This is a genomic window from Pseudogemmobacter hezensis (assembly GCF_013155295.1).
In the GTDB taxonomy this organism is placed as follows: domain Bacteria; phylum Pseudomonadota; class Alphaproteobacteria; order Rhodobacterales; family Rhodobacteraceae; genus Pseudogemmobacter; species Pseudogemmobacter hezensis.
Genome location: NZ_JABJXT010000028.1, coordinates 1 through 21,853, shown reverse-complemented (window position 1 = coordinate 21,853; position 21,853 = coordinate 1). Strand labels below are relative to the sequence as shown.

The 21,853-nt window shown below is 63.1% G+C and carries 19 protein-coding genes and 3 pseudogenes; 12 read left to right on the top strand and 10 right to left on the bottom strand.

Annotated features, from left to right (window positions below; genetic code table 11):
* Positions 1 to 16 precede the first annotated feature (16 nt).
* The 6 genes from HOY34_RS19850 to HOY34_RS19825 form a co-directional block, all read right to left on the bottom strand.
* Positions 17 to 1,024 carry a dimethylarginine dimethylaminohydrolase family protein gene (locus HOY34_RS19850; RefSeq protein WP_172366097.1) on the bottom strand — a complete coding sequence of 336 codons (1,008 nt, stop codon included), beginning with the start codon at positions 1,022 to 1,024 and terminating at the stop codon, positions 17 to 19.
* A gap of 56 nt (positions 1,025 to 1,080) precedes the next feature.
* Positions 1,081 to 2,667 (bottom strand): zinc-binding metallopeptidase family protein, encoded by a 1,587-nt coding sequence (locus tag HOY34_RS19845; protein ID WP_172366095.1) that lies wholly within the window; start codon positions 2,665 to 2,667, stop codon positions 1,081 to 1,083.
* A gap of 32 nt (positions 2,668 to 2,699) precedes the next feature.
* Positions 2,700 to 3,491, bottom strand: coding sequence for an ABC transporter permease (locus HOY34_RS19840; RefSeq protein WP_172366093.1), 792 nt, complete (start codon positions 3,489 to 3,491; stop codon positions 2,700 to 2,702).
* 1 nt (position 3,492) lies between these two features.
* Complete coding sequence (locus tag HOY34_RS19835) at positions 3,493 to 4,335, bottom strand: ABC transporter permease (protein ID WP_216654854.1); 843 nt, start codon at positions 4,333 to 4,335, stop codon at positions 3,493 to 3,495.
* A 128-nt stretch (positions 4,336 to 4,463) separates the two neighbouring features.
* Positions 4,464 to 5,525 (bottom strand): extracellular solute-binding protein, encoded by a 1,062-nt coding sequence (locus HOY34_RS19830; RefSeq protein WP_172366091.1) that lies wholly within the window; start codon positions 5,523 to 5,525, stop codon positions 4,464 to 4,466.
* Positions 5,526 to 5,619: 94 nt separating this feature from the next.
* On the bottom strand, positions 5,620 to 6,621 hold the full coding sequence (locus HOY34_RS19825) for an ABC transporter ATP-binding protein (protein WP_172366089.1): 1,002 nt from the start codon (positions 6,619 to 6,621) through the stop codon (positions 5,620 to 5,622).
* A gap of 189 nt (positions 6,622 to 6,810) precedes the next feature.
* Here HOY34_RS19825 and HOY34_RS19820 point away from each other — a divergent pair, with 189 nt between their 5' ends.
* Positions 6,811 to 7,407: a TetR/AcrR family transcriptional regulator gene (locus HOY34_RS19820; protein WP_172366087.1), complete on the top strand. Its 597-nt coding sequence runs from the start codon at positions 6,811 to 6,813 to the stop codon at positions 7,405 to 7,407.
* Between the two features lie 3 nt (positions 7,408 to 7,410).
* On the opposite strand, the gene HOY34_RS19815 is transcribed toward HOY34_RS19820, so the two are convergent.
* Complete coding sequence (locus HOY34_RS19815) at positions 7,411 to 8,127, bottom strand: polysaccharide deacetylase family protein (RefSeq protein ID WP_172366085.1); 717 nt, start codon at positions 8,125 to 8,127, stop codon at positions 7,411 to 7,413.
* 272 nt (positions 8,128 to 8,399) lie between these two features.
* On the opposite strand from HOY34_RS19815, the pseudogene HOY34_RS19810 reads away from it, so the two are divergent.
* A pseudogene (locus tag HOY34_RS19810) lies at positions 8,400 to 8,737 on the top strand (transposase); the annotation flags it as partial.
* Between the two features lie 6 nt (positions 8,738 to 8,743).
* Here HOY34_RS19810 and HOY34_RS22220 read toward each other — a convergent pair.
* Positions 8,744 to 9,052 (bottom strand): annotated as a pseudogene (locus HOY34_RS22220) (IS21 family transposase); the annotation flags it as partial.
* 624 nt (positions 9,053 to 9,676) lie between these two features.
* Here HOY34_RS22220 and HOY34_RS19805 point away from each other — a divergent pair.
* From HOY34_RS19805 to HOY34_RS19760, 10 genes are all read left to right on the top strand, one after another.
* Complete coding sequence (locus tag HOY34_RS19805) at positions 9,677 to 11,350, top strand: thiamine pyrophosphate-binding protein (protein WP_172366083.1); 1,674 nt, start codon at positions 9,677 to 9,679, stop codon at positions 11,348 to 11,350.
* Positions 11,351 to 11,376: 26 nt separating this feature from the next.
* Entirely contained in the window at positions 11,377 to 12,147 is a 771-nt protein-coding gene (locus HOY34_RS19800; protein WP_216654853.1) for an SDR family NAD(P)-dependent oxidoreductase, read from the top strand.
* A gap of 46 nt (positions 12,148 to 12,193) precedes the next feature.
* Entirely contained in the window at positions 12,194 to 13,456 is a 1,263-nt protein-coding gene (locus HOY34_RS19795; RefSeq protein ID WP_216654852.1) for a branched-chain amino acid ABC transporter substrate-binding protein, read from the top strand.
* A gap of 79 nt (positions 13,457 to 13,535) precedes the next feature.
* Positions 13,536 to 14,804: an ABC transporter substrate-binding protein gene (locus tag HOY34_RS19790; RefSeq protein ID WP_172366081.1), complete on the top strand. Its 1,269-nt coding sequence runs from the start codon at positions 13,536 to 13,538 to the stop codon at positions 14,802 to 14,804.
* 72 nt (positions 14,805 to 14,876) lie between these two features.
* On the top strand, positions 14,877 to 15,818 hold the full coding sequence (locus tag HOY34_RS19785) for a branched-chain amino acid ABC transporter permease (RefSeq protein WP_172366079.1): 942 nt from the start codon (positions 14,877 to 14,879) through the stop codon (positions 15,816 to 15,818).
* A gap of 3 nt (positions 15,819 to 15,821) precedes the next feature.
* Positions 15,822 to 17,084 (top strand): branched-chain amino acid ABC transporter permease, encoded by a 1,263-nt coding sequence (locus HOY34_RS19780; RefSeq protein WP_172366077.1) that lies wholly within the window; start codon positions 15,822 to 15,824, stop codon positions 17,082 to 17,084.
* Entirely contained in the window at positions 17,081 to 17,839 is a 759-nt protein-coding gene (locus HOY34_RS19775) for an ABC transporter ATP-binding protein (RefSeq protein ID WP_172366075.1), read from the top strand. The genes HOY34_RS19780 and HOY34_RS19775 overlap by 4 nt, the downstream gene beginning before the upstream one ends.
* Positions 17,839 to 18,546, top strand: a complete 708-nt coding sequence (locus HOY34_RS19770; protein ID WP_172366073.1) for an ABC transporter ATP-binding protein — start codon at positions 17,839 to 17,841, stop codon at positions 18,544 to 18,546. Before HOY34_RS19775 ends, HOY34_RS19770 begins: the two co-directional genes overlap by 1 nt.
* 1 nt (position 18,547) lies before the next feature.
* Positions 18,548 to 19,618 carry an amidohydrolase family protein gene (locus HOY34_RS19765; protein WP_172366071.1) on the top strand — a complete coding sequence of 357 codons (1,071 nt, stop codon included), beginning with the start codon at positions 18,548 to 18,550 and terminating at the stop codon, positions 19,616 to 19,618.
* Positions 19,619 to 19,720: 102 nt separating this feature from the next.
* Positions 19,721 to 20,473, top strand: a complete 753-nt coding sequence (locus HOY34_RS19760; protein ID WP_366926988.1) for a GntR family transcriptional regulator — start codon at positions 19,721 to 19,723, stop codon at positions 20,471 to 20,473.
* A gap of 91 nt (positions 20,474 to 20,564) precedes the next feature.
* Here HOY34_RS19760 and HOY34_RS19755 read toward each other — a convergent pair whose 3' ends face one another.
* Both HOY34_RS19755 and HOY34_RS22215 read right to left on the bottom strand, forming a co-directional pair.
* Positions 20,565 to 21,248, bottom strand: coding sequence for an IS6 family transposase (locus HOY34_RS19755; RefSeq protein ID WP_172366067.1), 684 nt, complete (start codon positions 21,246 to 21,248; stop codon positions 20,565 to 20,567).
* Between the two features lie 345 nt (positions 21,249 to 21,593).
* Positions 21,594 to 21,719 (bottom strand): annotated as a pseudogene (locus HOY34_RS22215) (IS3 family transposase); the annotation flags it as partial.
* Between the last annotated feature and the right edge of the window lie 134 nt (positions 21,720 to 21,853).

Genomic DNA, 21,853 nt, shown 5'->3' with positions numbered 1-21,853 from the left:
GCCGGGAGCACAATGATCAGAGGCTGTCGCGCACCAGTGGCGCAGTCGAGCAATGCAGCCCGCCACCGCCAAGCGCCACCTTGTCGTAATCGACAAATCGGACCGAGATCCCGGCCTTGTCGAATTGCTCGGCGGTATGGTCGGAAAGGCCGGTCGACATCAGCACCCGGCCTGGCCGCACGGCAAGGCAGTTGACCACCCAGTTGTTGTCTTCGTGATGCACCTCGATCACGTGGATGCCCAGTGATTTCAGTTTCTCAAGGAACCAGAAGGGCACGATGGTCGGGTTCACGAAAGCGGTGTTTTCATCGACCATTACGAAGGTGCCGTCGATGTGAAGGCGGTAGCCCGTCAGCTCGACCATCAGAAGTTCGACGCCCTGGGTCGCCAGCACCTCGGCCAGCTGGCGCGCGCCCTCGCGGTCGACGCGGCTTGAGAGGCCGACCACCGCCAGATTGGGGCGGATCCAGGCAAAGCTGCCACCCTCCATCAGGCCGATGCCAGAGATGGTGCGCAGGATCGGCATGCCCATCGCGGCAAGGGTGCGGGTGACGGGAAGCTCTTCGCCGCGCCGGATCGGCGGGCCGAGGCGGGTGATAATGGCGCCACCCTTGACCGCGATCACGCTGTCACGGGTATAGACCTGCTTCATCTTGCCCGGCGCGGCCTTGTCGACATAGACGACCTCGGCACCTTCCTCGCGCAGGGCGGCGGCATAGGCGTCATGCTGGGCCTGCATCCCGGCCAGCGTCGGGATCACATCGCCGCGCCAGTACCAGCCCTTGTCTACCTCGCCAAAGGCGTTGATGCCGGGGATCCGCTTGGTCGGATCAACGACGTTCAGCTCATCGCCGGGGCGGTGCATCAGGACTTTGCGGATCTGGCCCACATCATTGTCGCAGCCCCAGACCTGGCCCCAGACCAGCTCTTGTTGTTCTGCGCTTTCAAAAGCCGGTTCCGCCTGTGAGGGGAACTGCTTGATCAGCTGGTTATAGCGATATTCGCCTTCAGTGATGATGGACATGGATCTGCTCCGGGACTTTCGGGATCGGTATAAAAAGGGGTGTGAAACCGGCTGGATCAGCCGGGGTGCGACCAGCCATCGCCGCGCGGCGTGGTGATATATTCGGGCCAGCCATAGTCGGTGGGGGCCTCGAAGGTTCCGGGCAGCAGCGGCGCGGTCCAGCCGGGCGCACCGCGCCCGCCGCCCGAGCGCTCAAGGTATTCCGCCTGTGCAGCCGCAAGGCTTTTACCATCGGTCAGAAGATCGAGGATCGTTGCAGCGACCACGCGGCCCGCGGTCGACCACATCGGGTCGATACAGGCCGGAACGCCGCCCATCGCATTGCGGGTCCATTCGCCGTAGCGATAGCCATCGGGCGAGGCCAGCGTCGGACGGGCCACATAAAGCCGCACTGTCGGCGCGTGCCATGTGTATTCGACATAGTCATCCGCCGCGAGGTTCTTCTGCCAGGAGGGCAGCGTTGCGCGGAAGGACTTTTCGGCCTCCCAGGGCGGCGTCAGGCGGTCATGACCGTCGACGAAAGGCTGGTCCAGCGCGTCCCTGCCAAGGCCGGTCATAATCTGGCGGGCGAAGTCCTTACCTGCCTCGCCCCAGACCGGAGCGCCGATTTCCTCGAAATTGCGGAAGGTCACTTCGGCCATGGCATGGTTGGGAAGGCCGGGGCGGCAGCGGGTGATCCAGGCCTTTGTCACGCGGCAATGGGTCATCGCGGCGATATGATCGGCGTTGCGGTCAAGCACCTCGAAGACGCGCTCGCACATGTCAAGCGTCGGGCCACGGAAGGAATACTGGATTTGCCCCAGCCCCGGTGCGATATTGTCCGCCGCCGCATGGCCCGCCTTCAGGATATATTCGTTCAGCGTCCAGCTGCCGTGATGGGGCAGCATGCTTTCCTTCATATATTTGCCCGAGGTATACATCATGCAGACCGCGTCAATCGCGCCGGGCGCGCGGGCGCTGGAATGGGTATGGGCGACGCCCGAGATGGCCTTCGACTGCTGCCAGGTCTCGGGCTCGTCGCATTCAAAGGTATAGATCCGGCTCCAGTAGGGGGCGGAATGGGTGTCCCAGAAACAGCCATTGGTCAGCGCCGGGAAAGAGTGCGGGTGAAAGCTGATCGCCGCATCCAGATCGTCGTAATAGCCTTTCGCGGCATGGACGGGTTTTGATCCGCACATCTTCTCGGCCGGCTCGCCCAGGTATTTCAGCCGCCCCCTGATCCCGTGTTTCTCCATCACCGCCTTGGCGGCAAGGAACCCGGTCAGCGAGCCTATCCCAAGCGCCGAATGCGGGTCGGTATGGCCCGCGGCATATTTCGAGACGCCCTCGCGCGGCGCGCGGTAGGGCACTGGCGCCTGCGACTGGCCTGGCACCGCGTCATATTCGGCATAGCCGCCGATGGTCGGGCCGTCGCCATTCGACCAGGTGGCGCAAAAGGCGGTGTCCATTCCGCCCGAACGCTCTTCGACGGTGAAACCCTCGGCGCGCAGCCGTTCGACATACCAGGCAGCCGAGCGGTATTCGCGCCAGGACGGCTCGTGGAAGTTCCATATCGTCATATGGTCTTGCGAAAGCTGCCCCAGATTGTCGTCAATCCAGGACATGGCGTCGCGCTTGAGGGGGGCGTCTTTGAAGACGGTCATGGCAGTTGGTGCTCCGGAAGGGCGGGATGGGGTCAGCGTTTCTTGCCGCGCAGGAAGAATTCGGCGGCCAGCAGGATCACGGTCAGAAAGATCAGCACGGTGGCGACGGCGGCCATGGTCGGATCAAGATGTTCGTTGATCCCGTCCCACATCCGGCGCGGCAGAGTGAAGACATTGCGCCCCGCGATGAAGAGGGCGATCACCAGCTCATCCCAGGAATGGATGAAGGCGAAGACCAGCCCCGAAATCACGCCGGGCCTGATATTGGGGATGATCACATGACGCAGGCTCTGGCCCATGGTGGCACCCAGATTGCGCGCGGCCTGCTCCAGCTTTGGGTCAAGCCCGGCAAGCGAGGTCGAGACGGTGATCACCACATAGGGCATGCCGGTCATGGCATGGGCTATGATGATGCCGGTATAGGTATTGACCCAGCCAAACCCCGCCCAGACCTGATAGGCGCCAAGCGCATAGATCATCGAGGGCAGCATCAGCGGGATCAGCATCGCCATCCGCACCACATTCGCCAGCCCCGAGCCGATCCGCCAGCAGCCAATAGCGGCAAGCGTGCCCAGCACGCCGCAGATCGCGGTCGAGACGGTGGCGATGACAAAGCTCTGCCAGATCGAGGACAGCCATTCCGACGAGGTGAAGAGCTTTTCGTAATATTGCAGCGACACGCCTTCCGAGGGCAGCGAGAGATAGGGCCGGTCGGTCAGCGAGACCGAGACCACCACCGTGATCGGCAGCACGAGATAGCAGATCACCGCCCAGGCAAGGGATTTGGTGACGATTGTGGGTTCCTGGCGCAATGTATCCGACATCTCAGCCCGCTCCGAATACTTTGCGCAGATCGACGACGCGGCTGACAATCGCCAGCGTCACCAGGACGAAGATCAGCAAGAGCGTGGCAAGCGCCGAGCCGAGGCCCCAGTTCACCACCTCAAGGATCTGGACCTTGATATATTCGGCGACCATCATCTTCTTGCCGCCACCCAACAGCGCGGGCGTGACGTAGAAGCCCAGCGAATAGATGAAAACAAGGATCGAGGCCGCGAAAACGCCGGGCAGGGTCAGCGGGAACCAGATCTTCCAGAAGGCGGTCATCCGGCTGGCCCCCAGCCCGCGTGCGGCGGCGACAAGGCGCGGATCGATCGACTGCATCCCCGAGTAAAGCGGCAGGATCGCCAGCGGCAGCATGTAATGCACCATGCCCACCAGCACCGCGAATTCGTTCCACATCAGCGGCAGCGGCCTGTCGATCAGCCCCATGCCGATCAGCGCCTGGTTGATCAGCCCGTCATTTCGCAGCAGGGCGAACCAGGCAAAGGCCCGCACCAGCACCGAAATCCAGAGCGAGATCACCACCCCCATGAACAACAGACGACGGCGGCGCTCATCGACGGTCGAGATCACATAGGCCACGAAATAGGCCAGGATCAGCGAGATCATCGTCGAGAGAACCGCGATGCGCAGGGTCGTCCAGAGCATCCTTTGCACCGAACGCGAGGCCGCGAGGCTTTCGAAATTCGAGACCCCGGGTTCGGGCAGCGTGACGCTCATCCACAGGACATGGCTGATCGGGTAGAAATAGAAGACCGCCATCGCCAGAAGCGCGGGCGCGATCAGCAGCCAGTAGCGAAGCATCGGATTGGCAAGAATGCGCACGGAATTATGGTCCAGCTTGCTCGGTTGGAAAGAGGGGCGCGTGCGCCACACCGGCCCTTTGCGGGGCAGGTGTGACGCGTAAGGCCAGGGGCGGCGCGGCCGCCCTCAGCCAGAGATGGTGGTCCGGCTCAGGAGGCGATCCGGTCCAGGAATTCCTGATAGACTGCGGTGTGGTTCTCGAAATACCACTCGGCGCTGACCTTGGCCTGGACGGCGGTATTGGCCGGGTCAGAGGGGTTGACCGCTTTCAGTGCCTCGGGCACCAGATCCGAGCCTGCCGGGTTCGCCGGGCCATTGCCCATCTGCTCAAGCAAGATGATCTGCTCAGCCGCGCTTTGCATCGAGGCGATGGCGTGGAACGCCTCTTTGCCAGCCGGGTTGCCCTTGGGCACCACCCAGATGCCAGGCTGCAGCAGGCCTTTCTCGAAGGTATAGTCGATGCGGCCTTCGGTCTCTTCTTTCAGCATATTGGCGCGGGTCGACCACAGGAAGCCCATGACGCATTCGCCGTCGCGCAGCAGGCTTTGGCTTTCCGCCCCCGACGACCAGAACAGCAGATGCTCGCGGATGCTTTCGAATTTCGCCAGCGCCCGCTCGACATCCAGCGGATAGAGATCGGCAGGTGCCACGCCATCGGCAAGCAGCGCCAGCTCCAGCATCGCCTGGCTGTCCTTGCGGATCATGCGACGGCCGGGGATCTTTTCGATATCGAAGAAATCGGCCGGGCTGGGCTGGCCCTCGATCTTCGAGGTATCCCAGGCCATGACCGATGAGAAGAAATAGTTCACCACGCCAAGGTCATAGGCGAAGCCGTCGACGACTTTCGACTTGTCGACGATCTCATAGTCAATCTGTTCAAGCGCGCCTTTCGGCCCCAGATCGGCGATGGTGGTGACGCCGGCATCGCAAATGTCCCAGGTCACGGCATTCGACTGCACCATGGTCAGGATCTTGCCGTTCAGCGGGCCCGAGCCGTCGATCACCAGATTGCCGCCCGCCGCGTTGAAGGGATCGGCAAAGGCCTTCTGGAAGACTTCGACCGAAAGGCCGCCCCAGTTGACCAGCACCACCTCCGGGCGGGTTTCAGCGAAAACACGGCCCGCACCCAGTGCAAGGGGCGCGACCCCCATCGCCAGCGCCGAGCGCAGAATGGCGCGACGGCTTATGCCGCGTGCGCTTTGCTCGCGCATGATTTCAGCATAATCTTGGGCAAAGCTTTGTTGCTCCATTTTCAATTCCCTGTTGTGGTTTGGATTTATTGTTGATCGGTTGACGCCCGGACTGTCAGGCTGCGGGGAAGGGCAGGGCGTCTTTCTCCTGCCAGTCCAGCGTGACGTTTTCATTTTCCTGCGGCACGTGGGCTGCGTCGCGCAGGCTGAGGTTGAACCGCAGCGACAGGCCGCATTCGGTCTGGGCGGTGTAGCGGATCTCGGCGCCGTGATAGTCCAGATCGCTGACCCTGGCGCTGATACGCCCGGCCTTGCCCGCCAGCGACAGCGCAGAGGCACGCACCGCCAGCAGACCCTGCCTGCCGGTCAGGCGTTCGGGCAGAAAATTCTCGACCCCCAGAAATTCGGCCACGAAACGGTTGGCGGGGCGGTTGTAAAGCGCGGAGGGGGCGCCGAGCTGCACGATCCTGCCGTCTTTCATCACCGCGATGCGATCTGACATCGACAGGGCCTCGCCCTGGTCATGGGTGACATAGATGAAGGTCAGGCCCACGGCGCGATGCAGCCGTTTCAGCTCGGTCTGCAGCTGGCCGCGCAGCTGGGTATCAAGTGCACTGAGAGGCTCGTCCAGCAGCAGAAGATGCGGCTGGAAAACAATGGCCCGCGCCAGTGCCACGCGCTGCTGCTGGCCGCCCGACAGCTCGCGCGGGTAGCGCTCGCCCTTGTCGGCAAGGCCCACCAGCTCCAGCGCCTCAGCCACGCTTTTCGTCGCAGCCGCACCGCGGATGCCGCGCATCTTCAGCGGGAAGGCCACATTCTCACGCACCTTCAGATGCGGAAACAGCGCATAGCCCTGGAACACCATGCCGAAATTTCGCTTTTCGGGCGCGGCGAAGGTGATGTCCTGCGCGCCAAGCATGATCCTCCCCGAATCGGGCTGGATGAAACCGGCAACCGACATCAGAAGCGTGGTCTTCCCCGAGCCCGAAGGCCCGAGCAGCGTCAGAAACTCGCCGCGTTTTACATCAATCCCGACGTCGTTAAGCGCCTGGAATGTGCCATAGCGCTTATTGATGCCCTGCACGCTCAGCGTCTGGTCGTTGGGGTTTGCGTGCATCGGTTGTCCTCATGTCTCATTTGCTCAGCCCTGGCGGGAAAGAACAAATTTACTGTTATCTTCAAATTTAGAGATGTCTACAAAATTGGGGGTGAATCTTAAATTTTTTGTAATCGGCGCCGTAAAGCGCTAAGAATTCGGGCAGCAAGGTATGGGATGGCGATGGGACTGCGCGCAAAGAACAGGCGAATGAAGAATGAGGCGCTGATCGCGGCGGCCACGAGGCTCTTTGAAGAGAAGGGGTTCGACGATACCCAGATGGAGGAAATCGCCGCCGAAGCGGGAACCGCCACCGCCACGGCATACAATTATTTTGACAGTAAAAATAAGCTATTAACGGCTATATTGCTGCGCCATCTGCGCCTGAATCTGCCCGAGAGGCGCAGGCTTTTGCGCGACCTTCCCGATGATCCGGTTGAAGGAATCATCGCGTTCGAGCGTCTGCTGGCGCAACAAACCTTGCGCCATATCGGCAAGAAAGCCTGGCGGGCAGTGTTTCGCGCGGGCTATGAGAATGCCCCATCGGGGCTGAAGCGGATCGGTCGGACGCTGGGATGGATCATCTCACTGCATTACCGGCAGATGTTTGCCACATACCGCGCTCGTGGGCGGCTGCGGGCGGATGCCGATATCGCGCTGCTGGCCGAACTGACCGTGATCGCCGGAACCGCCTATTTCTCGCGCTTCCTGATGGACGACACGATGACGGTGGACGAACTTTTGGAGTTCATCCCGCCCTATGCGACTGTTTTGCTGGCATCCTCGATGTCACCGGCCAGGGGGTGAGCATCAGATCCGGCCCTGTGTGATCCGCCCGGCAGCGCAGGCCCCGGCAATCTCGCTCATGGTGCAGAACGTGACGCGGGCATGGCTGCGGATATAGGCCAGCAATTCGGTCGCCACCGGGCGGTAGCGCTCACTCATGGTGACAAAGGGGTGCCAGACGGTGACGAAGCACCCGCCTTCGCGGTAGCAGTAGTCAAAGCAGTCGCGGTAGATGCGCGCGACCTCTTTGGGGTCTTTCGGAGTGTCGTTGAAGCCCAGTTCGGGAAAGCGGATGCAATGCATCCAGTCGTCCATCTCGGGCAGCACCGGGATCTCCCAATAGCCGCCATCTGCCTCGAAAAACGGGTGGCATCCGGCCTGGCTGCTGTCATAGGTCATGCCAGTCTGCCGCATATTCCCCGGTGTTCTGGGGCCGAAACTGTATGAGGGTGCGCGCATTCCCTTCAGCTGATAGCCGAATCTGTCGTGAAAATAGCGCTGTGTCCGAAGAAATTCGGCCAGCTCTTCTTCTGCCGACAATGAGGCGAGGGGCAGATGGCTGTAGCCGTGAAAGCCGATCTCATGCCCCGCCTGCAAAGCGGCCTCGATGCGCTCCGGCTCGTCCTCGGCAACCTTTCCCGTCACGAACAGCGTCTGGCGCAACCCTGCCGAGTTCAGAAAAGCCAGAGCGAGATCGAAAAAATGCCCCTGGTCGTCGCGCAAAGGTGCTTCCATTTCCATGGGGATACGGATCCCGACACGCCTCTTCGCGCTCAGAAGACTGAGTCCGTCCACATCAAAGGTGAAGCAAACCCTCACACCCTCCTGGTCCACGCTGCCCCCTGTCGACGACCGATTTGGGCACAGCTATGGCAGATAGGCTTCTCTGTGAGAAGGCCGAGACTGAACTGTCCCGCCGCGAATCAAAGACTGATGACAGCTGCGCTCTTTTGTGGACTAAACCGCTCCGGGTTTGCCGAAGGTTCCAACTCCGGCGTAGGATTGAGCATCTCATTAGCAAGACGACGAACAAGTTCTCCCCCGAAGTGCGTGAACGCGCGGTGCGGCTGGTTTTTGACAACGAGCGTCAGCATGGCTCGCGCTGGCAGGCGATCGTGTCGATTGCCGCGAAGATTGGCTGTTCTGCCCATACGCTTAACGAGTGGGTTAAGAAGGCCGAGGTGGACAGCGGCGAGCGTACGTGCATTCCGACCGAGATGGCCAAGCGTATGAAGGCTTTGGAACGCGAGAACCGCGAGCTGCGCCAGGCGAATGAGATTCGTCGCAAGGCGTCAGCGTATTTTGCGATGGCGGAGCTCGACCGCCGGTCGAAGTGATGGTGCGGGTCGTGCTGTTCCGGATCGCGCCTGCGCGACAGGATATTGAGGATCACATCGGCAGAATGGACACCTTGCGAGAGGTCTTTGGTGCATGCCTTTTGTACCGCAGGCATCCCTTCCGTCAGCACCGCGCCGCGGATCTTCACCATCGGCGGTCGCCATCCTGGGAGCCCTGCAGCTTACTGCGGATCTGTTCTAGCGCTCCGGGAAGAACCCAGTCCTTGAACGGTGCGCGGTTTCGCCGCGCCACGGGTTTGCGAACGCAGAACAGGCACATAATGCCAGGGATTGTAAACCGTTCGGTCCCGGCCGAAGTGACGCGGGTGCCTTCATCGTTCTAAGCTCCACTCTCAGCCAGAGAAGGTTAGCCGAAAACTCCAGCTTCAAACGGTCCAGTTTTCAGGGGCTATTCACGTGCCATGCTTGCGCGAAAGCCATTCTCCATCGCCAAGGAATTTGATCCCGGTGCTGTCGACCAGCAGGTTCAGCGGGCTGCCCCATCGTCTTCCTCTCAGCAATAGCACTCGCCACAACCGTCCTCTTCTGGCTCTAAGGTTAATGCGTCTGGAGCCTAATGGCCTGTTCCAGACAGCCTGCGGGCATCTGTTGCGACGACAGTTTGCCCGGATCCAGGCGATGTTGACGAAAGGACAGCTCGCGCTGCGAGATCTGTCTTGTCGCGCTGGAGTGTCGCGAGGCTGCAACGCACAGCTGGCAGCGGCTGGGACCCGATCCCGAGGGTTGGACCAATTACTGACTCTGGCCTCATCGATTCGCCGTGGGAACCCCGGGCGAGCGCGACTTCTGTAACAACGCCCGTCCAGGGCGTTCTTCCATTCCAGAGAAAGGATCGTACCAGCAAATCGTAGGATCAAACAACGCCGATGAGAAACTTCAGTATTGATATCTCATCTTTGATACATCAAAGATGAGATATCGGGAGGACGGACATGAATCACACCACTGGCGCGAGCTGGCTCGCGAAATCCCTTGCGGCGCGGGGGGTCGACCACGTCTTTTTCATCGACGCGATCCTGCGCCGTTCACTGGTCGAGATGGAGCATGAAGGCATTCGCCGCGTGCTGGTGCACAGCGAGAAGGCGGCGGCCTATATGGCCGATGGCTATGCCCGCGTGCGCGGCACCCCAGGTATCTGTTTCTCGCAATCGGTTGGCGCGGCCAATCTGGCGGCAGGGATGCAGGACGCCTGGCTGGCCCAGACACCGGTGCTGGCCTTCACAGGCCGCAAGCATCTGAAATACCAGCACCGCAATGCCTATCAGGAGGTCGACCACGCCCCGCTGTTCCAGGCAGTGACCAAGGCCAGCATCGACGCGAACGATTCCGCCGATTTGCCCCGGCTGCTGGCCCATGCCTGGCGCACGGCTATGACCGGCACGCCCGGGCCGGTCCATCTGGATGTGCTTGGCCATATGGGCGAGCTGATCGAGAAGGGCACGGTCGATGCCGAAATCGCGGCCGGACTGCCGCAGTCGGCGCTGCCGCTGCGCCGACTGCTGGCGGATGATGCGGAACTGGAACCGGCGCTGGCGCGACTGACGGGCGCGGCGCGGGTGGTGATCGTCGCGGGCACCGGGGCCACGCAATCGGATGCAGGCCCCGAGATCCTCGAGCTGGCCGAGGCGCTGAAGGCGCCGGTGGCCACCTCGCTTGGCGCGCGCGGTATCATCCCGACGCGCCATCCACTGTCGGCAGGCACAGTCGGCAACTACTCCGCGCCGCCCGCGAACGAGATCGTGGGCGCGGCTGATGTGGTGTTCTACATCGGTTGCCGCACCGGGGATCAGGTGACGCTCGACTGGCGGGTGCCAGGGCTCGCGACGCCGATCGTGCAGCTGGACATCGACCCGACCGAGCTGGGCCGCAGCTATCCCGACACGCTTGGGATCTGCGGGGATCCCAAGCGCAGCCTGCGGCGGCTGATCGAGCTGCTGGGGGTGCCGGACGGACGCGGCGCGGGCTTTGCCGACTGGGCGGCCGCGCAGGTGGCCGAATGGCGGACGGAGTTTGCGGCACGCGCCGCCGACCGCAGCGGCCCGATCCGGGTGGAGACCATCCTCGACGACATCACTGCAACCCTGCCCGAGACCGGGATCGTGGTCGCCGATACCGGTTTTTCCTCGATCTGGACCTGCACCGGGATCGAGCTGAACGGCGCAGGCCAGACCTATCTGCGAGCCGCCGGATCGCTTGGCTGGTCGTTCCCGGCAGCACTTGGCGCGCAATGCGCGGCTCCCAATCGCCGGGTGGTCTGCTTCACCGGGGACGGCGGCCTGTATTACCACCTGCCCGAGCTGGAAACCGCACGGCGCTATAACATCCCGCTGGTGCTGGTCATCAACAACAACAGCGGCTTTGGCCAGAGCATCGAGAACATCCGCACCATCCAGGGCAGCACCCCCGGCACGCCGGAAGAGCTGGGCCTGTTCGGACCACTCGACTTTGCCCGGATTGCGCGGGAATTCGGCGTCGAGGGCCACCGCATCGAACGGGCCGAGGATCTGCGTCCGGCGCTGGCTGCCGCCTTCAAGGCGAAGGGGCCGGTGGTTCTGGACGTGATCACCGATATTGAGCCGCGCGCGCCCGTCGCGTGGAAACCCTGAGCGGCGGCGAACCGATGGGACAACACATGCAACAGAGCTTGTTGAACTATGACCTGCGGGGGCGGCGCGCGCTTGTGACGGGCAGCGCCTCGGGGATTGGGCTTGCGACGGTCGAACGGCTGGCGCGGGCAGGGTGCCGGGTCGCACTGAACCATCTGCCTGGCGACGGGGCGGGGCCTGCCCAGGCCCAACGGCTGCGCGACGAGGGCCATGACGTGCAGCCCATCGCCCATGCGATCGGCGACGGGGCCGAGGCGCAGCTTGCCGAAGGGGCGGCCGATCTGCTGGGTGGCCTCGATCTGCTGGTGAACAACGCAGGCACCCCCGGCGGGCGCAAGGCATTGAGCCCGGGCGATCTGGACGCGATCAGCGATGCCATGTGGCAGGAGGTTCTGGACGTGAACCTCGTGGGGCTCTTCCGCCTGACGCGGGCGGCCGGGCCGCATCTGCGTGCGACGGCGGGATCAGTGGTCAATCTCGCCTCGGTCTCGGCGCTGTCCTCGCGGGGATCGAGCATGGCCTATGCTGCCAGCAAGGCCGGGATCATCACCCTGACCCGGCATCTGGCCGTGGCGCTGGCCCCCGAGGTGCGGATCAATGCCGTGGCCCCGGGTGCGGTTGACAGCACCTGGCAGATCGAGTGGACCGAGGAGCAGCGCCGCGCCTCGATCCAGCGCACGCCGCTGGGGCGGCGCTGCACGCCCGAGGATATCGCGGAATCCATTGTCTATCTGGGCTTCGGCGCCCCGATGGTCACGGGGCAAACCCTTGTTATCGACGGGGGCCTGATCCTTTAGAACGACAGCCGAAAACGATGCCATGACCTTGAGGGAGGACGAGGAAATGACGAACGCAAACAAGGGCCGCACAGTCGGGTCGATTATTTCGACGCTGCGGCTGGCGGCCTGCATGGTGCCGGCGGGGCTGGCCCTTGCCATGCCCGCGCAGGCAGAGCTGCGGATTGCGATGATCGAGACCATGTCGGGGCCGCAGGCCTCGTCGGGCGAGATGTTCCGCAGCGGCGTGCAATATGTGATCGACCGCATCAACCGCGAAGGTGGGTATCGGGGGGAGCCGATCACCTTCAAGGTCTATGACAGTGCGGGCACCACCACGGGGGCGGCGCAACGCTTTCAGGAAGCGGTGTCCGACAATATGGATCTGGTGATCCAGGGGGCCTCTTCGGCGATTGCCGGGCAGCTGACCGATGACGTGCGCAAGTTCAACATGCGCAATCCCGGCAAGGAGATGGTGTTCATCACCGTCGGTGCCGGCGCGATGGAGCTGACGGGCGAGCGGTGCCACCTCCACGCCTTCCGCTTCTATCCGACGCCCTCGATGTGGGCGGGCGCACTGGTCGATGCGATGAAGCGCGACGGGGTTCTGGGCGAGCGGGTCTATGCGATCAACCAGGACTACAGCTGGGGCCATGACTGGCAGAAGGCGGCTGAGGATCTGGCGGGCGCGGGCGGCTACACGCTTGTGGGCGAAACCCTGCATGACGTGAACCGCATCCAGGACTTCTCGCCCTATGTGGCGAAGATCAAGAGCGCAACCCCCGACACCGTGATCACCGGCAACTGGTCGAACGACCTGCTCTTGCTGATGAAGGCCTCAAAGGATGCCGGGCTTTCGGTAAGGTTCGCCACCTCGAACCTTGACCAGCCGGGCAACCTCGCCAATGCGGGGCTGGCGGCGCTTGGCCATTACAACGTCTCGATGGGCAGCCCTGAAATCGGCGACGACAGCTTTGCCGAGGGCTATCGTGCGGCCTATGGACGCTATCCGGCCTACAACGACATCAGCGCCTCGGTCTCGATGGAATTCATCATGCGCGCGCTGCAATCGGTCGCAGGCGAGGGTGACATCGCCCCCGATCAGATCGTCGCCGCGCTGGAGGGTTTCTCCTATGACAGCGCCTATGGCCCGCAATCGGTGCGCGCCGAGGACCACCAATTCCTGATGCCGCTGGTTGTCAGCCGAGTGGACAAGGAGGCGAAATACAAGGCAGACGGAACCGATATGGGTTTCCTTCCGATTGCCACGGTCGAGGCGGGAACCCTGCTTTACCCGGTTCAGGACAGCTGCAAAATGAAGCGGCCCTGATCTGCGACACCACCCCGTCATCCGCGCGGAGCAGGAGGCTGCGCGGGTGACGGGCCACAAAAACAAGGGGAGGACTACGATGACCAGACTTCGTTCGGGTCTGTCGCGGCGGGGGTTTCTGGGCGCGTCGGTCGCGCTGGTCGCCGTGACGCGCACTGCCGTCACACAGGCCAATGCCGATCCATCGGCAGAGCCGTTGCGGATCGCCGTCATTGAATCGCTTTCGGGGCCGCAGGCCTCTTCGGGGGTGCTGTTTCAAAGCGGCATTGAATACGGGCGGCGCAAGATCAACCAGGCGGGCGGCTTCAATGGCCGCGATGTCGAGCTGATAAGCTATGACAGCGGCGGCACCTCCAGCGGCGCCTCCAGCCGGTTCCAGCAGGCGGCCGCCGACGGTTGCCAGATGATCGTGATGGGCTCGTCCTCGGCCATTGTCGCGCAGCTCTCCGAGGATGCGCGCAAGCACAACCTGCGCAATCCCGACCGGCCGATGATGCTGATGAACGTCGGCAGCGGTGCGCTGGCGATGACGGGTGAACGCTGCCATTTCCACAATTTCCGCATGTTCCCGATCGCCTCCATGTCGGTCGCGGCGCTGACGCGGGTGATGCGCGACGAGGGCACGCTTGGCGGCAAGGTCTTTGCGATCAACCAGGATTACAGCTGGGGCCAGGAGTTCGAGGCCGCCGTCAAGGCGCAGGCCGCGAAGGGCGACTTCGAGGTCGTGGGCGCAGTCCTGCATGATGTGAACCGCATCCAGGATTTCGCCCCCTACGTGGCGCGGATCAAGGCTTCGGGCGCGCACACCGTGATGACCGGCAACTGGTCGAACGATCTGCTGCTGCTGATGAAGGCCTGCGCCGATGCCGCGCTGCAGGTGCGCTTTGCCACCTGCTTTCTCGATCAGCCGGGCAATATCGGCAATGCCGGGGCTGCCGCCGAGGGCCATTATGTCGCGACCCTGTCGAATTGCGAGCTGAACCCGGATTTCGCCGAAGATTTCAAGGCGGAGATGGGCCATTATCCCGTCTACAACGAGACCGGATCGACCGTCGGAATGGGCTTTCTGGCGGCAGCGCTGGCCTCGCTGCCCGCGGGCGATAAGGTGGATGTGAACGCCATCGGCAAGGCGATGGAGGCCACCCGGATCGAGGCCGACAACGGCCTGCAATCTCTGCGCGCCGAGGATCACCAGTTCGTCACGCCGCTGGTCGTCTCGCGCGTGGCACGGGGGGCGAGATATCCGGTGGACGGCACCGACCTCGGGTTTGTGCCGGTAGCACGGGTCCCGGCCGAAGAGCTGATCTATCCGGTTCAGGCCAGCTGCGTGATGCAGCGCCCGGCGTAGCCCCCCTTCCTGCCCTGCGGTGCCATCGCGTGCGCACCCCTGGGTGGGACCACAATCCGAAAGGTATCTCGCATGGATTTCGTGCTCGTTTCCCTGATGAACGGCATTGTCTACGGGCTGTTGCTGTTCATGATTTCGGCAGGGCTGACCCTGATCTTCGGCATGATGGGGGTGCTGAACTTTGCCCATGCCTCGTTTTACATGCTGGGCGCCTATCTTGCCTATGCGATCTCGGGGCGCTTTGGCTTTCTGGCCGGAGTGATCGCGGCACCAATACTGGTCGCCTGCTTCGGCATGCTGATCGAGCGCTATCTGCTGCGCCGCGTCCACCGCTTTGGTCACGGTCATGAACTGCTGCTGACCTTCGGGCTGGCACTGGTCATCGAAGAGGGGATCAAGCTGTTCTTCGGCAATTTCCCGGTGAACTACACCCTGCCGCCCGCACTGGATTTCTCGGCCTTTACTCTGTCGGGGATGAGCTATCCGTTTTACCGGCTGTTCATCGCGCTGGTCGCGGTGGCGATGTTCACGCTGCTGTTCCTGCTGCTCAGACACACCCGCACCGGGTTGATCGTGCGGGCGGCGGAACGGGCCCCGACCATGGCCCAGGCGCTAGGCCACAATGTGCCGGTGATCTTTACCGGCGTATTCGGCCTGGGTGCGGGGCTTGCCGGTCTGGCCGGAGCGGTCGCCGGGGCCTTCTACCCGACCAGCCCGAACATGGCGCTGGAGCTGGGGGCGATTGTCTTTGTCGTGGTGGTGGTCGGGGGACTGGGATCGCTTGCGGGGTCGCTGATCGCCTCGCTGGGGATCGGGGTGCTGACCTCGCTGACGGTGGGGATGGATTTCCGCCTTGCGGATCTGGCGGCACGGGTCGGGCTGGGCGATTGGGCCAACGGGGTTGGCGGGCTGATGACGGTTCCGATTTCGGTCATCTCGGGGGCGGTGCCCTTCCTTCTGATGCTGATCATTCTGCTCAGCCGTCCGGCGGGCATTCTGGGCGTGAGGAACTGAACGATGCGTCTTTCCTATCTGGTTGTTCCTGCGGTGCTGATCCTGCTGGTCGCGCTGCCGCCGTTCCTGAACCTCGGGTTGCAGTTCACCCTGATCACCGCGCTGGTGGCGGCATTGTTTGCCACGGCATTCAACCTGCTGGCCGGTCAGGCGGGGATGCTATCCTTCGGCCATGCCGCCTTCTTCGGGTTGGGGGCCTTCGGCACGTTGCATCTGATGCGCGCGGTCGAAGAGGGTCTGGGCGTCCCCACCGTGCTGCTGCCGGCCTTTGGCGGGCTGGTCGGGCTGATCACCGGCCTTGCCTTCGGCTATTTCGCGACCAAACGGGCGGGGGCCTATTTCTCGCTGATCACGCTGGCGCTGGCGGAGCTTTTGCATGTAATCGCGCCGCGCTGGACGGGGATGTTCGGTGGAGAGGCTGGGATCTCTTCGATGCGGATGCCCTCGCTGGGGTTCAGCTTTGGCGCGACGATCGAGGTCTATTACCTTACGCTGGCCTGGGTGCTGTTGTGTCTGGGCGCGCTTTATTACCTGACCCGCACGCCCTTTGGCCTGCTGACGCTGGCGATCCGCGACAGCGAACAGCGGGTGCGGTTCATGGGCTATGATGCCGAGCGCAGCAAGGTGCTGATCTTTGCCCTTTCGGCCGGTTTTGCCGGGGTTGCGGGCGGGCTGTCGGCAATGTCGAGCGAGACCGCAAACTTCACCATCTTCGGGATGCAGACCTCGTCGCAGGCGGTGCTTTACGCCTTTGTCGGCGGGACCTCGATCTTCCTCGGTCCGGCGGTCGGGGCGGTTGTCTTCACCCTTTTCGCCTATTGGGTGTCGAGCGCGACGACGGCCTGGATGTTCTATCAGGGGCTGATCTTCGTGCTGGTCATCCTCTATGCGCCCAACGGCATCGGGGGCGTGCTGCAAAGCCATTATCGCGCCCGTCACAGGCTGGACTGGAAGCGGCTGGCACTGCCCTATGCGCAATTCCTGCTGGGGGCGGCCATTGTGACCTGTGGCACAGTGTTCATCGTCCATGCGGTCGAGATCCTCTTCGCGCCATCCTACAAGATGGCCGCCGCCTCCGCCGCGACCCTGCCCGAGTTCCAGATGTTCGGTCGGAGCTGGGCGCCGGTTTCGGTGGTGACCATCGGCCTGCCGGTGCTGGCGCTTGGGGTCGGGATCGCACTGTTACGCCATGCCGTCGCGGCCAGCCGCGCCGTCTGGGCCGGTCCCGCCGCAACCGAAATCCTGCCCGAGGGAGAAGCCGCATGACTGCCGCACAAAGCATCCTGTCCCTGCGCGGAGTGAAGAAAAGCTTCGGTGCCCTTTCGATCATCCAGGGCGTCGATCTGGAGGTTGCCCAAGGCTCGCGCCATGCGGTGATCGGGCCGAATGGCGCGGGGAAATCGACGCTGTTCAACCTGATCTCGGGGGCGTTCCTGCCGACCGAGGGCGAGATCCGGTTGCAGGACCGCCGCATCTCGGGACTGTCGCCCACGGTGATCAACCGGATGGGCCTGTCGCGATCCTTCCAGATCACCAATGTCTTTGCCCGCCAGACGGTGCTCGACAATGTGATGATGGGGATTCTGGCCCGCCATGGCATCCGCTTCAACCTGTGGCGGCCGGTTGGCCGGATGCGGGGCATCCGTGACGAGGCCATGGCGCTGCTGGACTCGGTGCGGCTGACCCACCGCAGCGCGTCCATCGCCGGCGATCTTGCCTATTCGGAGCTGCGCGCGCTTGAGATCGTCATGACGCTGGCCACCGATCCGGCGGTGGTGCTGCTGGACGAGCCGACGGCGGGCATGTCGCGAGAGGAGACAGCCTATATGGTCGATCTGATCCGCCGTCTGACCGAGGGGCGCACGCTTCTGATGGTCGAACATGACATGGATGTGGTCTTCGGAATCTGCGACCGGGTTTCGGTTCTGGTCTATGGCCGCATTCTTGCGACCGGCACCCCCGAGGAGGTGCGCGCCGACCGCGATGTTCAAACCGCCTATCTGGGAGAGGGGGTCGTCTGATGCTGCTTCAAGTCGGCGGGCTTCACGCATTCTATGACAAGAGCCATATCCTGCATGGCGTCGATTTCACCATGCCCGAGCCGAAGGTAACCGCGCTGCTGGGGCGTAACGGCTCGGGGCGCTCAACGCTGCTCAAGGCGATGATGGGGCTTCTGCCCGGATCGCGCGGGTCGGTGCGGCTGGCCGGACGCGAGATCGGCGGCGCGCAGGCCGACCGGATCTGCCGCGCGGGCCTCGCCTATGTGCCGGAGGAGCGCCAGGTGTTTTCCAACCTGACGGTCGATGAGAACCTCGCTATGGGCGTCCAGCCCGGGGTGGCGGGCGCAGCCCGCTGGACCCGCGAGGACATGTTCAGCTATTTTCCGCGCCTCCGGGAACGCCGCAACCAGCTGGCCGGGCTGATGTCGGGGGGCGAGCAGCAGATGCTGACCATCTGCCGCAGCCTGCTGACCAATCCGCTGGTCATCCTGATCGACGAGCCGACAGAGGGCCTTGCCCCCAAGATCGTCGATACGGTGACCGAGGTGATCCGCGACATCCAGACCCGGGGCGTGGGCGTGCTGCTGGTCGAGCAGAAAATGAGTATGGCGATGCGCGTCGCAAGCGATGTGATGGTCATGGGCCATGGCAGCATCGTCTTTGCCGGACCGGCCGCGGAGATGGAAAACCGTGGCGATATCCGCCGCAAATGGCTGGAGGTGGCCTGAGATGTCGGATCCCGAAACCAAGGGCGGACATATCGACCCGGCACAGCAGGCGGCATTACATATCGCAGTGCGCCCGAACTGGCTGGCGCTGGAGCCGGAGACGGCGCTTGATCCCAGCCAGCCGATCATCGACCCCCACCATCACCTCTGGCAGGGGGCGCGCGGGCGCTACATGTTCGACGACTACCTGGCCGATGTCTCGGCGGGCCACAACATCGTGGCCACAGTCTTTGCTGAATGCCGCTCTATGTGGCGCGGTCACGGCCCCGAGGCGCTGCGGCCCGCAGGCGAGACCGAATTCGTGGCCGGAGTGGCGGCCATGTCGGACAGCGGTGATTTCGGCCCCTGCCGGATCGCGGCAGGCATCATCGGCCATGCCGATCTGCGCCTGCCGCCGGACAGCCTCGACGCGCTGTTGCGGCTGCATGTCGAACGGGGCGGCGGACGGTTTCGGGGCATCCGACAAAGCGCAGTCTGGCATCCGGATCCCGCCTTCCGCACCACCTCCATCGTGCCGCCGCGCGGATTGCTGGGCGATGCGCAGTTCCGGCGCGGCTTTGCGCGACTGGCGGGTTTCGGGCTGAGCTTCGATGCCTGGATCTACCACAGCCAGCTGGACGAATTCGTCGATCTGGCCCGGGCCTTTCCGGATACCGTTCTGGTGCTTGACCATCTGGGCGGCATCCTTGGCGCAGGCCCGAATGCCACCCGGCGCGACGAGGTCTTTGCCGAATGGCGCAAGGGGCTGGTACCGCTGGCCGGGCTGCCGAATGTGCGGCTGAAGCTGGGGGGGCTGGGCATGAAGATCGGCTTTGGCGGATATCACCTGCGCGACCGGCCTCCGGGCTCGGATCAACTGGCCGGGGACTGGCGGCCCTGGATCGAGACCGCCATCGAGGTGATGGGCGCGCGGCGCTGCATGTTCGAGAGCAACTTTCCGGTGGACAAGGGGGCCTATTCCTACGCCACCTGCTGGAACGCCTTCCAAAAACTGGCAGGCGGCGCATCTGTGGACGAACGCCGCTGGCTGTTCCATGATACGGCACTGGAAACCTACCGGCTGGCGCTGTGAGTTTCGCGCGGGATTCCCCGCGTGCGCCCGGCTATATTGGTTGAAGTCCACGTCCCGTGCGTCTAACGCTCGGGTCATCCCAAGACAAAAAGCAGGTTTTGTGTGCAGAAAGAAAGCTCCAGTCCAGACCCCCTTGTCGGTGCCATCCAGCACGAAAGCCTGGCGGACAAGATTTATGGCCGGCTGCGCATCGCGATCATGACCGGCCAGCTGGCGCCGGGGCAAAAGCTGATCTACCGGACTCTGGCCGAGGAGATGGGGGTCAGTCCGACCCCGGTGCGCGATGCGGTGCACCGGCTGATCTCGGACGGGATCCTGGTCATGGATGAACGCGGGGCCGCCGCCCTGCCGCAGCAGGATCCGGCACGCTTCATCGAGATCATCTCTTTGCGCATCGAACTGGAGGGGCGCGCGGCGGCCCATGCCGCGCGGGCGGGCGACGCCACCGCCGCGCCCGAGCTGTCTGAACTGCATGCCCAGCTGGAGGAGGCACGCTCGAAAGGCCAGACCCATCTGGCGCTGGAACTGAACGAGCAATTCCATTTCGCGGTGATCCGGCGGGCGAACATGCCGGTGCTGGAGGGGCTGCTGCGGTCGCTCTGGCTGCAATGCGGCCCGTCGCTGCGGTTCCTGCACACCGAGGATGCGCCGAAACTGGGCCTGAAGCACCCCCATCACGACATGATCGCGGCCATCCGCGCCGGGGATGGCGAGGCGGCTCGGCAGGCGATCCGGAAGGATCTGGTCTCGCACGGGCGCCATATCCTAAGAAAGATCTATGCCACGCTTGGCGAGCCGGTCCCCGAGGATCTGCCCACCACCTGGGTGGAAGGCAAGGCCGCAGCCGAGATCTAGGAGCGCAAGTTCCGCCTCTTTCGAGGCTGAACTTGCGGGGTTCTGTCGCAAACTTTGCCGAGTATCGGCATGGTCTGATCTGCGGGCAGTCTTATGTTACGAGCTTCGTGAAGGTCTGGAATGCGGTGGCACCGTTGGTCGCGACTTGACCTTTGCGGATCATGTGGGCGGTCTCGATGCCTGCGATAGTCGCGGCCGCCGAGTGGAAAGCCTTGAAGCCCGGCATCGGGGCTGTGATCCGCTTGGTGAAGCGGTGGTCTTGTTCCAGTATGTTGTTGGGATATTTGACTTGCCGCACCTTGATTGTGCGCCCTTTTCCGGTGAACTTCAGAATCACATTAACCGCCTGCAGGCCGGCCAGGTTGGCACTGCTTTTATCGATTGCAATCCGGTCCGGCACGCCGTTGGTGCTGATCGCTCGCTTGAAGAAGCGCCGGGCAGCAGACAGATCCCGGCGTTCGGAAAGCAGGAAATCAAGGGTTTGGTCGGCGCGATCCACGGCCCGGTAAAGATAGGTCCGCTTTCCCTTCACCCTTATGTAGGTCTCATCCATCCGCCAGGATGCAGCGGTCGGCCGCTTCCTCGCTTGCGCCCGGGCCGCGATTAGCGGCGCGAACTTTACTACCCAGCGGTTCAGGGCAGTGTGCTCGATCTTCACCCCGCGCTCTGCCATGATCTCCTCCAGGTCAAGGCAGGAGACGCTGTAGCGGAGGTCGAAGAAAACCGCGTGCAGGATCACGGACTTCGGAGAGTGCACATACTTGAACTCGATCACGCCAAACGAATTTTGCCGACTCACTGACAACGCTGACATATCATGCGCGCAGAAAGTCGAAATTTTGCGACAGTATTAAGGTGTCAGCCCCTCAAGCCTCTCCGGCGTCGCCTGAATGCCGCGGAAGCCCAGAAAGGCCATATCATCATGTTCCATCTCGCCGCATCGTCCAAGAAAGCGAACCCGCACCCGACTCACACCTCGCAGGCCGAGCTCCAGATACGAAACTTCATCGGATGCCAAGCTATGCCGTGACCCTTGAAGGGAATGATCTGAGATAGGATTTGCCACGGGTCTAGCGGTTGAGAGACGCGTCTTCTATGATCCAGGAGACCTGATCCGGGAATAAGTCTGTTCGACAACGCCGATACGCCGGATCACGTCCAGATGGGGCAGACCTTGTCCCATCAGAACCTCAACCTGACGTAACTTCGAGACAATCTCTTCCGCCTTCGGTCGCTTGCTTGCCATTCTCGATCTGAACCGCTCCGGGTTTGCCGGAGGCTGATTACGGTTAGTTACGCGGCGATGTCTTCAATTTCCAGAGCCGCGTAGAAGTTTGCTTCTGCCTCTGCTGGCGGGATGCTCCCGATCGGCTCAAGCAG